The organism is Antribacter sp. NEAU-D49 (assembly GCF_057158775.1).
The window spans coordinates 52867-66621 of sequence record NZ_JBXTSN010000018.1 but is presented as its reverse complement, the minus strand read 5'-3'; the positions used below and the strand labels follow the sequence as shown (position 1 = coordinate 66621).

At 73.5% G+C, this 13755-nt stretch carries 10 protein-coding genes; 3 read left to right on the top strand and 7 right to left on the bottom strand.

What is annotated here, in order from left to right; all coding sequences use genetic code 11:
- Positions 1–5: 5 nt before the first annotated feature.
- The 3 genes from AC060K_RS14750 to AC060K_RS14740 are packed head-to-tail and all read right to left on the bottom strand — an operon-like array spanning position 6 to position 4553.
- Positions 6–950, bottom strand: a complete 945-nt coding sequence (locus AC060K_RS14750; protein WP_483766156.1) for a hydroxymethylglutaryl-CoA lyase — start codon at positions 948–950, stop codon at positions 6–8.
- Positions 943–2955: an acetyl/propionyl/methylcrotonyl-CoA carboxylase subunit alpha gene (locus AC060K_RS14745; protein WP_483766155.1), complete on the bottom strand. Its 2013-nt coding sequence runs from the start codon at positions 2953–2955 to the stop codon at positions 943–945. The genes AC060K_RS14750 and AC060K_RS14745 overlap by 8 nt, the downstream gene beginning before the upstream one ends.
- A 5-nt stretch (positions 2956–2960) precedes the next feature.
- Complete coding sequence (locus tag AC060K_RS14740) at positions 2961–4553, bottom strand: acyl-CoA carboxylase subunit beta (protein WP_483766154.1); 1593 nt, start codon at positions 4551–4553, stop codon at positions 2961–2963.
- A gap of 25 nt (positions 4554–4578) precedes the next feature.
- On the opposite strand from AC060K_RS14740, the gene AC060K_RS14735 reads away from it, so the two are divergent.
- Complete coding sequence (locus AC060K_RS14735) at positions 4579–5106, top strand: TetR/AcrR family transcriptional regulator (RefSeq protein ID WP_483766153.1); 528 nt, start codon at positions 4579–4581, stop codon at positions 5104–5106.
- 2 nt (positions 5107–5108) lie between these two features.
- Here the strand turns inward: AC060K_RS14735 and AC060K_RS14730 are convergent, their stop codons facing one another.
- Positions 5109–6287, bottom strand: coding sequence for an acyl-CoA dehydrogenase family protein (locus AC060K_RS14730; protein WP_483766152.1), 1179 nt, complete (start codon positions 6285–6287; stop codon positions 5109–5111).
- Between the two features lie 81 nt (positions 6288–6368).
- Between AC060K_RS14730 and AC060K_RS14725 the strand changes: the two genes are divergently transcribed.
- Positions 6369–7103 (top strand): enoyl-CoA hydratase-related protein, encoded by a 735-nt coding sequence (locus tag AC060K_RS14725; protein WP_483766151.1) that lies wholly within the window; start codon positions 6369–6371, stop codon positions 7101–7103.
- Between the two features lie 52 nt (positions 7104–7155).
- On the opposite strand, the gene AC060K_RS14720 is transcribed toward AC060K_RS14725, so the two are convergent.
- The 3 genes from AC060K_RS14720 to AC060K_RS14710 form a co-directional block, all read right to left on the bottom strand.
- Entirely contained in the window at positions 7156–7887 is a 732-nt protein-coding gene (locus tag AC060K_RS14720; RefSeq protein ID WP_483766150.1) for a lysoplasmalogenase, read from the bottom strand.
- Positions 7888–7922: 35 nt separating this feature from the next.
- Entirely contained in the window at positions 7923–8639 is a 717-nt protein-coding gene (locus tag AC060K_RS14715; RefSeq protein ID WP_483766149.1) for a lysoplasmalogenase, read from the bottom strand.
- Positions 8640–8783: 144 nt separating this feature from the next.
- Complete coding sequence (locus AC060K_RS14710; protein WP_483766148.1) at positions 8784–9836, bottom strand: GNAT family N-acetyltransferase; 1053 nt, start codon at positions 9834–9836, stop codon at positions 8784–8786.
- A 133-nt stretch (positions 9837–9969) separates the two neighbouring features.
- Between AC060K_RS14710 and metH the strand changes: the two genes are divergently transcribed.
- The gene (metH, locus tag AC060K_RS14705; protein ID WP_483766147.1) at positions 9970–13557 is read left to right on the top strand and encodes a methionine synthase; all 3588 of its coding nucleotides are present in this window, start codon (positions 9970–9972) and stop codon (positions 13555–13557) included.
- Positions 13558–13755 lie beyond the last annotated feature (198 nt).

The following is a 13755-nucleotide window of genomic DNA, read 5'->3' as shown; positions in this document are numbered from 1 at the left end:
CATCCTCACACCACGGAGCCGCTCAGCGCCCGCACCACCCGGCTCGGCGACGGTCTGCCCAGCCGCTCCCCCAGCCACACGCTCGTGGCGACCAGCGGCTCCAGCGACACCCCCGTCGCGACACCGAGACCGTCGAGCATCCACACGAGGTCCTCCGTGGCAAGGTTGCCCGTGGCGGACTCGGCGTACGGGCACCCGCCGAGCCCGCCCGCGGACGCGTCGAACGTCGTCACGCCGTGCCGCAGCGCGGCCAGCACGTTCGCCAGCGCCTGCCCGTAGGTGTCGTGCGCGTGCAGCGCGAGCACGGAGTCGGGCACGCCCGCGGCGTTCAGGGAGTCCAGCAGCCCGACGACGTGCCCCGGCGTCCCCACGCCGATCGTGTCCCCGAGCGACACCTGCCACACGCCCAGGTCGACCAGCCGCCGCACCGCCGCCACCACCTGCGGCAGCGGGACGGCCCCCTCCCACGGGTCACCGAAGCACATCGACACGTACCCCCGCACGCGCATCCCCGCGTCGAGCGCCCGGGCCACCACCGGCTGAAACATCTCCCACTGCTCGTCCAGCCCCGAGTTGAGGTTTCGTCGCGCGAACGTCTCGGTGGCGCTCGCGAACACCGCGACGTGCCGCAGCCCGAGGTCCAGCGCCCGGTCGAGCCCCCGCTCGTTCGGCACCAGCACGGGCAGGTCGCGCGCCCGGTCGCCCAGCGCGCCGACGAGCAGCCCCAGCACCTCCTCCGCGTCGGCGAGCTGCGGCACCCAGCGCGGGTGCACCAGGCTGGTGGCCTCCACGACCGGCAGCCCGGCATCCAGCAGCCGCTCGACCAGCTCCACCTTGATCGCAGCGGGCACGACGGCGTCCTCGTTCTGCAGCCCGTCCCGCGGCCCCACCTCGTAGACCGTGACGGTCGACGGCAGGGACCGGTCGGGCACCACCTGCGGCCTACGCACCGGCCACCTCCGCGGCGTCCGACGGCGCCGCGCCCGGCGCCACCTCGAAAAGGACCTGCCGCGCCGCCACCTGCTGACCCGCCGACGCCCCCACCGTCACCACGCCGTCGACCGGCGCCGTGAGCGCGAGCTCCATCTTCATCGCCTCCAGCACACCAAGCGCCTGGCCACGCGCCACCACCTCGCCGGACGACACGTCGACCCGCGCGAGCGTCCCGGGCATCGGCGCGACGACCACGCCGTCGGACGCGTCCGACGCCCGCGCCGACGCCGACCCGTCCGGCCGCCCGAACCGGAACGTGTGCCCCAGGTGCGCCACATCCACCGTGCGGGGCCGCACCTCCACGACGAAGCGCCGCACCGCGCCGTCGATCTCCAGGAGCCCGTCGCCCACGGCGCGCACCCGCGCCACCTGGTCCCCGCGCACCTCGCCCTCGGCGACGCTCGCCCGGGCGACGACCAGCACGACGTCGTCGAGCTCGACCCACGCGGGGCCCGGCGGCCCGCCGGAACGCCAGCCGTCCCCGCCGGCCTCGGCGACCGCCCACGCCGCCGCGACCAGCGCGGGCCACGGGTCGGGCGCGGCCACGGCGTGCGTGTCGAGCCACGCGGTGTGGACCTCCCCGTCGCGGAACGCCTCCGAGCCGGCGAGCTCCCGCAGGAACCCGGTGCTGGTCGTGAGCCCGAGCACCACCGTCTCGGACAGCGCCGCCACGAGCGCCCCCCGGGCCGCCTCCCGCGACGCCCCGGAGGTGATCACCTTCGCCACGAGCGAGTCGTACGCGGCGGGCACGTCGGTCCCGTCCTCCAGCCCGGCCTCCACCCGCGCCCCCGCGGGCCACAGCACACGGCGGGCGGTGCCCGCCTGCGGCAGGAACCCCGCGTACGCGTCCTCGGCGCACACGCGAGCCTCCATCGCGTGCCCGACGACGGACACCTCCTCCTGCGCGAACCCCAGCGGCTCCCCGGCGGCGACCCGGAGCTGTTCGGCGACGAGGTCGAGCCGCCGGCCGCCGACCCGCACCACCTCCTCGGTGACCGCGTGCTCCACCTGGAGCCGGGTGTTCATCTCGAGGAACCACGCTTCCGGGCCGCCGGGGCCGTCCGGTCCGTCGGAGCCGTCCGCGACCAGGAACTCGCACGTCCCCGCCCCGACGTACCCCACCTTCGACGCGAGGTCGACGGCCCAGGCGTGGAGCCGGTCCCGCAGGGCCGGGTCGAGCCGGGGAGCGGGCGCCTCCTCCAGAACCTTCTGGTGGCGACGCTGCGCGGAGCAGTCGCGCTCGTGCAGGTGCACCACGTGGCCGTGCGTGTCGGCGAGGACCTGCACCTCCACGTGGCGTCCGCGCTCGACGTACCGCTCCAGCAGAACGGTGTCGTCCCCGAAGGCGGCTGCGGCCTCGCGCCGGGCGGCGGCCACCGACGCCGCGAGGTCGTCGGGGTCGCGCACGATCCGCATGCCTTTGCCGCCGCCGCCGGCGGCCGCCTTGACGAGGACCGGAGCGTCGGGGCGGAGCGAGCTTGCGAGGGCCGCCACGGAGCGACCGTCGGCGCTGCCGGCGAGGCCCGGGACCAGCCCGGCCACCGCGCCGTCGTCGGCCACTGGGACCTGCTCCAGCACGGGGACCCCCGCCGCGAGCGCCACCTCGCGCGCCGTGTCCTTGCGGCCCATGGTCTCCATGGCCGCGGGCGGCGGGCCCACCCAGGTGAGCCCGGCGGCGAGCACGGCGCGGGCGAACGCGGCGTTCTCGGCGAGGAAGCCGTAGCCGGGGTGGACGGCGTCGGCTCCGGTGCGCGTGGCGGCGTCGAGCAGCGCCTCGACGTTCAGGTAGGACTCGGCGGCGGGGGTGGGTCCGAGCCGGACGGCGAGGTCGGCGGCGCGGACGTGGGGGGCGCCGCGGTCGGCGTCGGAGTACACGGCGACCGCGCGCAGCCCGAGGCTGCGGGCGGTGCGGATCACCCGGAGGGCGATCTCGCCGCGGTTGGCGACAAGCAGGGTGTGCATGGGCGTCACATTCTGAAGATGCCGTAGGAGGGGTCGGCGAGCGGCGCGTTGGCCGCGGCGGCGAGCCCGAGGGCGAGGACGCGGCGGGTGTCGGCGGGGTCGATGATGCCGTCGTCCCAGAGGCGCGCGGTGGCGTAGTAGGGGCTGCCCTGCGTGTCGTACTGGTCGCGGATCGGGGCCTTGAACGCCTCGGCCTCCTCCCCCTCCAGCCCGCGCACCACGGCCAGCACCGACGCCGCCTGCTCCCCGCCCATGACGGAGATGCGGGCGCCGGGCCACATCCACAGGAAGCGCGGGTCGTACGCCCGCCCGCACATCCCGTAGTTGCCCGCGCCGAACGACCCGCCGATCACCACGGTGAACCGCGGCACGGTGGCGCAGGAGACGGCGGTGACGAGCTTGGCGCCGTCCTTGGCGATGCCGCGGTGCTCGTACTCCTTGCCCACCATGAACCCCGCGATGTTCTGCAGGAACACGAGCGGGATGCGGCGCGCGTCGCAGAGCTGGACGAAGTGGGCGCCCTTGAGCGCCGACTCGGAGAACAGGATCCCGTTGTTCGCCACGATCCCGACGGGGTACCCGTCGATCTGCGCGAACGCGCACACGAGCGTCTCGCCGTAGCGGGCCTTGAACTCCGTCAGCCGGGAGCCGTCCACGATGCGGCGGATCACGTCGCGCACGTCGTAGGGGGTGCGGGGGTCGGCGGGCACGTCGTAGAGGCCGTCGGGGTCGAGCTCGGGCTCCTCGGGAACGTCGCGGACGAGCGACGGCAGCGGCGCGCGCGTGGTGGCCACGATGTCGCGGAGGATGCGCAGGGCGTGGGCGTCGTCGTCGGCCAGGTGGTCCACGACGCCCGAGGTGGTGGCGTGCACCAGCCCGCCGCCGAGCTCCTCGGCCGTGACGACCTCGCCGGTGGCGGCCTGCACGAGCGGGGGCCCACCGAGGAAGATGGTGCCCTGGTCGCGCACGATGACCGACTCGTCGCTCATCGCGGGCACGTACGCGCCGCCCGCGGTGCACGACCCCATGACGGCCGCTACCTGCGCGATCCCCGCGGCGGACAGCCGCGCCTGGTTGTAGAAGATGCGCCCGAAGTGCTCGCGGTCGGGGAACACCTCGTCCTGCATCGGGAGGAACGCGCCGCCCGAGTCCACGAGGTACAGGCACGGCAGGTGGTTCTCGGCGGCGACCTGCTGGGCGCGCAGGTGCTTCTTCACGGTCATCGGGTAGTAGGTGCCGCCCTTGACGGTGGCGTCGTTGGCGACGATGACGCACTCGCGCCCTGCCACCCGCCCCACGCCCGCGACGACGCCCGCGCTCGGCACGGCCCACTCCCCGCCGTACAGGTCGTAGGCGGCGAGCGCGCCGATCTCGAGGAACGCGCTCCCGGGATCGAGGAGCCGGTCCACGCGGTCACGGGCGAGCAGCTTGCCGCGCCCGGTGTGCTTCTCCCGGGCGGCCTGCGGCCCGCCCTCGCGCACCCGGGCCAGGCGCTCGCGCAGCTCCGCGGTGAGCTCGCGCAGCCCTGGGGCAGGCCCGGTCGCGGTGCCCGACGCGGTGCCCGACGGCGCAGGTGACGCCACCGACTGGTTAGTCATCGTTAACCCCCCATAAACTGCCCGCGTGACCCCACGCAGGCGGCAGATCCTCGACACCGCGGCCGACCTGTTCGCCGAACGCGGCTTCCACGGCGTGTCCGTGCACGACATCGGCGCCGCCGTCGGCGTCTCCGGGCCGGCGCTGTACAAGCACTTCTCCGGCAAGGAGGACATCCTCGGCCAGTGCCTGCTGCACGCCTCCGAGCAGCTCCTCGCCGGGGCGAAGGACCGCGCGGGCACCATCGACGCCCTCGTCGACTGGCACACGGAGTTCGCCTTGGAGCGCCCGTCGCTCATCGTGATCCAGGAGCGCGAGTGGCGCACCCTGGGCCCCGACGTGCGGGCACAGGTGCGCGAGCGCCAGCTCGCCTACATCGGCGTGTGGACGGACGCGCTCCACCCGCTGCGCCCGGACCTGGGGCCGGCGGAGGCGCGCGCCGCGGTGCAGGCGGTGTTCGGCCTGCTCAACTCGACGCCGCACAGCGCGCGCATCGGGCGCGACGCCATGCGGGCCCTCCTGACCCGCATGGCGCGCGCCGCCCTCGTGGGCTGACCTCATTCGACCGGGAGCCCCAGCCCGCGCGCGATGAGCATGCGCTGCAGCTCGGAGGTGCCCTCGCCGATCTCGAGCACCTTGGCGTCGCGGTAGAAGCGGGCGATGGGCCCGTCCTCCATCACGCCGTAGCCGCCGAACACCTGCGCGGCGATGCGCGTGGCGGTGACGGCCGACTCCGTGGCGTACAGCTTGGCGATGGACGCCGCCTGGCGGAACTCGGCCAGGGGTGCGTCGGCGTCCTTGAGGGCCGCGGCCTTGTAGGTGAGCGCCCGCGAGGCCTCGAGCATGACGGCGAGGTCGGCGATCTGGAACGCGACGCCCTGCTTGCGGCCGATGGGCCCGCCGAAGGTGGGTCGCACCCCCGCGTGCTCGACGGCGGCGTCGAGCATCGCCTGGATGCACCCCACGGCCAGCGCGGCCACGGCCACGCGCCCGCTGTTGAGCGACTGGACGCAGAGCTTGAAGCCCTCGCCGCGCGGGCCGAGCAGGTTCTCCTCGGGCACGCGCACGTCGCGGAACGTGAGGGGGTGGGTGTCGCAGATGCGCCAGCTCATCTTGTCGTGCAAGGGCTCGACGACGAACCCGGGCGTGTCGGTGGGGACCAGGATGGTGCTGATCTCGGCGGTGCCGTCGGGCTTGGTCCCGGTGCGTGCTGCGACGGTGCAGATGCTGGTGATCTCGGTGCCGGAGTTGGTGATGAACTGCTTGGCCCCGTTGATGACCCACTCCCCGTCGACCAGGTCGGCGGTGGTGGCCATGGCGCTGGCGTCGCTGCCCGCGCCGGGTTCGGTGAGGCCGAAGGCGCCGAGGGCGCGTCCGGCGACGAGGTCGGGCAGCCACCGGGCCTGCTGCCCGGGCGTGCCGTGCACCAGGAGCGGGTTGATCCCGAGCCCCACGGCGGCGCCGAGCGTGATGCCGATGGACTGGTCGACGCGGCCGAGCTCCTCGACCGCGACGCAGAGCGCGGTGAGCCCCTTGCCGGACCCGCCGAACTCCTCGGGGGCGGTGAGGCCGAACAGCCCCAGCTCCCCCATCTTGCGGACCACGTCGACCGGGAAGTACCGGTCACGGTCCCACTGGCTCAGGTTCGGCGCGATCTCGGCCGCGGCGAACTCTCGGACGGTCTGGCGGAGCTGGGTGTGCTCCGCGCTCTCTTGGGCGGTATGCATGGTGTGCATGCCACCCAGGTTAACCACCATTAACCTGGGTGCGCCAGAGCCACGCGGCCACCGACGTGGCCCGACCAGAAGGAGCGCCCGATGCCCCAGGTGAGCTACGACGTCGTCGGCCCGTACGCGCGGGTCACCCTGGACGCGCCCGAACGGCGCAACGCGCTCTCCCTCGCCCTGCTCGACGACCTCGTCGCGGCGCTCGTCCGGGCCGCGGCCGACGACGTCCGGGCCGTGCTCCTCGCGGCGTCCGGGCCCGCGTTCTGCGCGGGCCTGGACCTGGATGAGGCGCTGCGCGACGGCGTCGCAGCCTCCTCCCGGCGCCTGGCCGACGTGCTGCGCGCCGTCCTCGCGCTCCCGAAGCCCGTCGTGGCGCGCGTGCACGGGCCTGTGCGGGCGGGCGGCGTGGGGCTGGTGGCCGCGTGCGACGTCGCGATCAGCGCCGACACCGTCTCGTTCGCCTTCACCGAGGCGCGCCTCGCGCTCGCGCCCGCCGTGATCTCCCTGACGGTGCTGCCACGGATGACGCCGCGCGCCGCGTCGCTGTCGTTCCTCGGGGCGGCGCCGTTCCCGGCGCCGGAGGCGGCGGCGTGCGGTCTGATTACGCGGGCTGTGCCGCCCGAGGCGCTCGACGACGCCGTCGCCGCCGTCCTCGCCGACCTCACCGCCGGTCACCCGCAAGGGCTGGCCGCGACCAAGCGGGTGCTCAACGCCGACGTGATCCGGCGGTTCGACGAGCAGGCCGACGCGATGGTGGCCCTGTCGTCCGAGCTGTTCGCCTCGGAGCCGGCGCGGGCGGCGATGGCAGCGGCCCGCCAGCGCTAGAACCCGCCGAGACAGTGCCTTCGGCCGACGAAGGCACTGTCTCGGCGGCCTTTCAGCGGGTCGCGCGGAGCACTCCCGCCGCCAGCATCGCCTGGCCCACCAGGTACGAGGCCGTGAGCGCGAATCCCGGCAGGCCCGCCGGCACCGGGAGGAGCAGCGTCGTGAAGCTCATCAGCATCCGGATCACCTCGGAGACCAGGAGCAGCACGCCACCGATCCCCGCCAGCCGGCCCGCCCCCCAGGCCAGGACGGACATCGCGCCGAGCGCCACAGCGAACATCCCCACCGCCACGGTCCACGGGCCGGCGGCCGGAGCGCAGACCACGACCAGGCCCACCGCCACCGCGCCGTACGGCACGAGGCCGACAGGGCTCGCCAGGGCGCTCCGGCTGCGGTACGGCCAGAAGGCGGCGGCGTAGCAGGCGAACACGAGCACGAAGAACAGCAGGTAGAGGCCGATCCCCACTCCCGGCGCCGTGAACGGGAGCGTGTCCCCCATCCAGCTCAGGGCCAGGGCCGCCAGCAGCCACCGGACGACCCGCGGGCGCCGTCGTCCCTCCGGAGGCAGGCTCACCGCCCACACGGTCAGGCCCAGGGTCGGCATGAGCAGCAGGAACGTGATGTGCGCCAGGAGGCTCGCGTTCTGGAGCGTGCCGAGCGGGAACAGGAAGCTGAGCTGCGCGACCAGGTGCGCTGCGCTCGTCGCGACGAACGCGAGCGCGGCGAGCCGGGCGGGCTGCGTGGGCAGGAGCGCGGTCAGCCGCGCCCGGGCGTCGAAGGTCACGCCACGAGCCTAATGTGCCTGGTCACGGGCGCGCGTCAGCGTCGGCGCGTCGCCCGCAGCACCCCCGCGACCAGCAGCCCCTGCCCGACGGCGTAGCTCGCCATCACCCAGAAGCCCGCCTGGGGCAGGTGGTCGCCCAGGGCGGTGAACCGGTCGAGCGCGATCAGCGAGTCGGAGGCGAGGAAGATCAGCCCGCCGATCCCGGCCGTGCGGTTCAGGCCCCAGGCCGAGATCGACATGGCCAGCAGCGCGACCGCGTAGACCACCAGGGCCACGGTCAGCGGCCCGGCCTGCGCGGCGGACACGACCACCACGGCGACGCCGAATGCCGCGTACGCCAGCAGGGGCAGGGGGCGCAGCGCCCGGCTGCGCGGCGCGAACGGGAGAAAGCCCCAGACGTACGCGACCTGCGCCAGGAGGAAGAACGCCACCATGACCAGGAAGCCGTTGTCGCCCGCGAACCCCGGCAGGGCGTCGCCGAGCCAGCTCAGCAGGAGCCCGGCGAGGGTCCACCGGACGAGGCGCTCGCGGTTCGTCCCTGAGGCCAGCGCCAGCGTGGCCGCGAGCGCAGGCATGAGGCACGACTGCGCGATCCGGGCGAGGGTCTCGGCGCCGGTGAGCTCGGCACCGAGGTCTACTGCGGCGAGCACCACGAAGGCGAGCGCGGCCAGCCGCGAGGCAGGGGTGGGCAGGAGGCTGAGGGGGCCGCGGCGGCCGGTCGGGCGCGCTGCGGACGAGGACGTCGTCGTCACGGCGCGAGCCTAAGCCCTCCGATCCCCGCTCGGAACACGCCCAGGCGAGGCCGCTTCGAGAACGCCCTCAGGTGTCGCTACGGACCGCGTAGCGATACGCGATGACGTTCTCGAGGCGGACCCGCGCCGCGGGCGGGGGCTGGATCAGAGCTCGATCGCGTACATGCGCTGGCCGTCGTCCTTGATGAAGCCCAGACGCTCGTACAGCCCGTAGGCGCCGGTCGGGTTCTCGGTGTCGACGGAGAGCTCGGCGCGGTCCATGCCGTCGGCGGCGAAGACCCGCATGGCGTGGGCGAGGATCGCCGGTCCGATACCGCGGCCGCGGTAGTCGCGCCGCACGCCCAGCAGGTGCGTGTACCCGGCGGAGTAGCCCTGGACGGCCCAGTCCTGCTCGTACCGCTCGCCCCAGTGGTAGCCGACGACGAACGGCGCGCCGTCCTCCGTCGTCACCGCCGGGTCGACGACCGCGAACGTCCACGTGGGCGCGAACATCGCCCGGCTCGCCCGCCACGCCTCGGGGGTGGACGGCTGCGAGCCCCAGTGGTCGCGGAACGCGTCGTTGTGGGCGACGCGGATGGGCTCGTCGAGCTCGTCGGAGAACGGGACGAGGCGCAGCGCGGGGTCGAGCGGCACCTCGGGGACCGGGGCCGACAGGTCGCGCGTGAGCGTGGACCAGAAGCGGATCGCGGTGAGCCCGGACCGCTGGAGCACCTGGTGCTGGGGGTCGGGCGCCTCGTCACGGACGTAGGCGAGAATGCGGCCCGGCAGCTCCTGCTGGGGCGCCGCGGCGACGAGCTGCCGCGCGCGGGCCAGGGACCAGGCCACGACCTGGCGGCCGATGCCGCGCCCGCGCCACTCGGGGTGCACGCCCCCGTCGAGGATGGCGCGCACGAGGGTCTCGCCGCCCGGCGGCAGCGACACGGCGCCGTACGCCCGCGGCACACCGTCCGCGTCGAGGCCCACCAGAGTGTCGCTCGCGAGGTCGAGCCACGGCTCGGACAGCTGCTCGGTGAGCTCCTCGAGGCTGAAGCGCCACGGCTGGCCGTCGGCCTCCTCGATGACGTTGATCAGGCCGATCAGCGCGGGGGCGTCGTCGAGGGTCTGGGCACGCCAGGTGAGGCCCGTCTCGGTCGGGAGGGGCGCCTCGGCGGGCGCCTGGGCACGCTCGGCGAGCGGGGCGAGGTCTACGGGGGGCATGCCGAGAACGGTAGGCGAGCGACCGCCGTCGGGCACACGGAATATCCGCAAGGCGCGGCGCTTCCCGGCCCGCCGGCGTCCCGGCCGGCGGACCGGACCGCCCTCGAAAGGGCCGCGAGGTTACGCTTCCGAAGTGACCAGCACCGCTCCCCACACCACCCCCGACTTCACCCTCGAGGACGCGCGCGCCGCGGCCCTCGGCGAGGCGCTGCGCACGCGGGTGGTGGTGGCCGACGGCGCCATGGGCACCATGATCCAGGCGCAGGAGCCCACCCTCGACGACTACGAGGGGCACGAGGGCTGCAACGAGATCCTCAACGTGTCGCGGCCCGACATCATCGCGAGCGTGCACGACGCCTACCTCGAGGTGGGCGTGGACGCGATCGAGACCAACACGTTCGGCGCCAACTGGTCCAACCTGTCCGACTACGGCATCGAGGACCGGATCCGCGAGCTCGCCCGGGCGGGTGCCGCGATCGCGCGCGAGCGGGCCGACGCGTTCAGCACGCCCGACCACCCGCGCTGGGTGCTGGGCTCGATGGGCCCGGGCACCAAGCTGCCGTCGCTGGGCCACGTGCCCTACGCGCACCTGCGCGAGACGTTCCAGGAGCAGACGATCGGCCTCCTGGAGGGCGGCATCGACGCCGTCCTCGTCGAGACCAGCCAGGACCTGCTCCAGGCCAAGGCCGCGGTGACGGGCTCGCGGGCGGCGATGGACGTCGTCGGGCGGAGCGTGCCCGTGATCGTGTCGGTGACCGTCGAGACCACGGGGACCATGCTCATGGGCTCCGAGATCGGCGCGGCGCTCACGACGCTGCAGGCGCTGGGCGTGGACGCGATCGGCCTCAACTGCGCCACCGGGCCCGACCAGATGAGCGAGCACCTGCGGCACCTCGCCAACCACGCCGAGATTCCCGTGACCTGCATGCCGAACGCGGGGCTGCCGGTGCTGGGGCCCAAGGGGGCGTCGTACCCGCTGACGCCTGAGGAGCTGGCGACCTGGCACGCGCAGTTCGCGGGCGAGTTCGGGCTGGGGCTCGTGGGCGGCTGCTGCGGCACCACGCCCGAGCACCTGCGGCTCGTGGTCGACGCGGTGCGCGGCCGGCCCGTGGCCGAGCGCAAGCCGGTGCGCGAGAACGGCGTCGCGTCCCTCTACTCCCACACGGACCTGCACCAGGACGCGTCGGTGCTGGCCATCGGCGAGCGCACCAACGCGAACGGCTCCAAGGCGTTCCGCGAGGCGCTGCTGGAGGGCCGCTGGGACGACATCGTGGACATCGCCCGCGGCCAGACCCGCGACGGCGCGCACCTCCTCGACGTGTGCGTGGACTACGTGGGGCGCGACGGCGTGGCGGACGTGCGCGAGGTGGTGTCGCGGCTCGCGTCCGCGTCGACGCTGCCGCTCGTGATCGACTCGACCGAGCCCGCCGTGATCCAGGCCGGCCTGGAGCTGGTGGGCGGCCGGGCCGTGGTGAACTCGGTGAACTTCGAGGACGGCGACGGGCCGGGGTCGCGGTTCGCGCGGATCATGCCCCTGGTCAAGGAGCACGGCGCCGCCGTGGTGGCCCTGACCATCGACGAGGAGGGCCAGGCGCGCACCGCCGAGGGCAAGGTTGCCATCGCGACCCGGCTCATCGAGCAGCTCGTGAACGACTGGGGCATGCGGGTGGACGACATCATCGTCGACGCCCTCACCTTCCCCATCGCGACCGGCCAGGAGGAGACCCGGCGCGACGCCATCGAGACCATCGAGGCGATCCGCGAGATCCGGCGCCGCTACCCCGAGGTGCACACCACGCTCGGCGTCTCCAACGTGTCGTTCGGCCTCAACCCGGCCGCGCGTACCGTGCTCAACTCGGTGTTCCTGCACGAGGCCGTGCAGGCGGGGCTGGACTCGGCGATCGTGCACGCGGCGAAGATCCTGCCGCTCTCGTCCATCCCCGACGAGCAGCGCGAGGCCGCGCTCGACCTGGTCTGGGACCGGCGGCGGTACGACGACGAGGGCAACCTCGTGCACGACCCCCTCTCCCACCTGCTCGACCTCTTCGAGGGCGTGGACTCCGCCGCCCTGCGCGACGCGCGCGCCGCCGAGCTCGCCGAGCTGCCCGTGGGCGAACGGCTGGCGCGCCGCATCATCGACGGCAACCGCAAGGGGCTCGAGCCGGACATCGACGAGGCGCTCGCCTCCGGGCTGCCCGCCCTGCAGATCGTCAACGACCACCTGCTCGAGGGCATGAAGGTGGTGGGCGAGCTGTTCGGGTCGGGGCAGATGCAGCTGCCGTTCGTGCTGCAGTCGGCCGAGGTGATGAAGACCGCCGTCGCGCTGCTCGAGCCGCACATGGAGCGGGTCGAGGGCGAGTCCGGGTCGAAGGGCACGATCGTGCTGGCGACCGTGCGCGGCGACGTGCACGACATCGGCAAGAACCTCGTGGACATCATCCTCACCAACAACGGCTACACGGTGGTGAACATCGGCATCAAGCAGCCGATCAGCGCCATGATCGCGGCGGCGGAGGAGCACGACGCTGATGTGATCGGGATGTCCGGGCTGCTCGTGAAGTCGACCGTGGTGATGCGGGAGAACCTGGAGGAGCTGGCGTCGCGCGGCTTCGCCGGGCGCTGGCCCGTGCTGCTCGGCGGGGCCGCGCTCACGCGGACGTACGTCGAGGACGATCTGGCCTCGGCCTTCCCCGGCGTGGTGCGGTACGCGCGCGACGCCTTCGAGGGGCTGCGGCTCATGGAGCCGCTCGTGCGGGTGGCTCGGGGGGCCTCGCCCGATTCCGTGGGGCTGCCTCCCTTGAAGAAGCGCCGGCATGCTGTGGTGTCGGTGACGCAGACGGCTGTGGAGGATCTGCCCGCCCGGTCCGACGTCGTGGCCGACAACCCCGTGCCGGTGCCGCCATTCTGGGGGACGCGCATCGTCAAGGGGCTCCAGCTCGCCGACTACGCCGCATTCCTCGACGAGCGCGCCACCTTCATGGGGCAGTGGGGGCTCAAGCCGGGGCGGGGCTCTGATGGTCTGTCGTATGAAGAGCTGGTCGAGAGCGAGGGCCGGCCGCGCCTCAAGGAGTGGCTCGACCGCATCCGCACCGAGCAGATCCTCGACCCGTCCGTGATCTACGGGTACTTCCCCGTGTGGTCGGAGGGCGACGACGTGGTGGTCGCCCACCACGAGGGGCCCGACGGCGGCTCGGGTGGTCCTGTTGGTACTGAACGGCTGCGGTTCACGTTCCCGCGCCAGCGGCGCGACCGGCACCTGTGTCTGGCCGACTTCGTGAAGCCGCGGTCGTGGGTCGAGGAGACCGGGCGGTTCGACGTGCTGCCCATCCAGCTCGTCACCGTGGGCGACACCGTTTCGGCGCACACCGCCAAGCTGTTCGAGGCCGACAAGTACCGCGAGTACATGGAGCTCCACGGGCTGTCCGTGCAGCTCACGGAGGCGCTCGCCGAGATGTGGCACACGCGCGTGCGGTCGGAGCTCGGGTTCGCTGCTGAGGATCCCGACGACGTGGACGGGATGTTCAAGCTCGAGTACCGCGGGGCGCGGTTCTCGCTCGGATACCCCGCGTGCCCCGAGATGGAGGACCGGCACAAGGTGGTGGAGCTGCTGCGGCCGGGGCGGGTCGGGGTGGTGCTGAGCGAGGAGCTGCAGCTGCACCCGGAGCAGTCGACGGATGCGTTCGTGTTTCACCACCCGGAGGCGAAGTACTTCAGCGTGTGAGTTCTCGGGTGGTGGGCGTCGGGCCTGGTCCAACCAGTTCTTGCCGCTCGAAGCATATATGTCATCAATGATGACACCACTCTCGGATTGGATATACATCCACACCCAACGGCAGGGTCCCGCCCGAGTAATAGACTGGCACGGCCGAATAGTAGACCCGCGACCCTTGGTCCATCGGCCACAGCATGTCCTCACGAT

Bases quoted from the DNA above. Each gene is read 5' to 3' on its own strand.
- AC060K_RS14745 (WP_483766155.1), bottom strand. From the start codon at position 2,955: ATGCACACCCTGCTTGTCGCCAACCGCGGCGAGATCGCCCTCCGGGTG.
- AC060K_RS14710 (WP_483766148.1), bottom strand. From the start codon at position 9,836: ATGCCCCCCGTAGACCTCGCCCCGCTCGCCGAGCGTGCCCAGGCGCCC.
- AC060K_RS14740 (WP_483766154.1), bottom strand. From the start codon at position 4,553: ATGACTAACCAGTCGGTGGCGTCACCTGCGCCGTCGGGCACCGCGTCG.
- AC060K_RS14730 (WP_483766152.1), bottom strand. From the start codon at position 6,287: ATGCACACCATGCATACCGCCCAAGAGAGCGCGGAGCACACCCAGCTC.
- AC060K_RS14725 (WP_483766151.1), top strand. From the start codon at position 6,369: ATGCCCCAGGTGAGCTACGACGTCGTCGGCCCGTACGCGCGGGTCACC.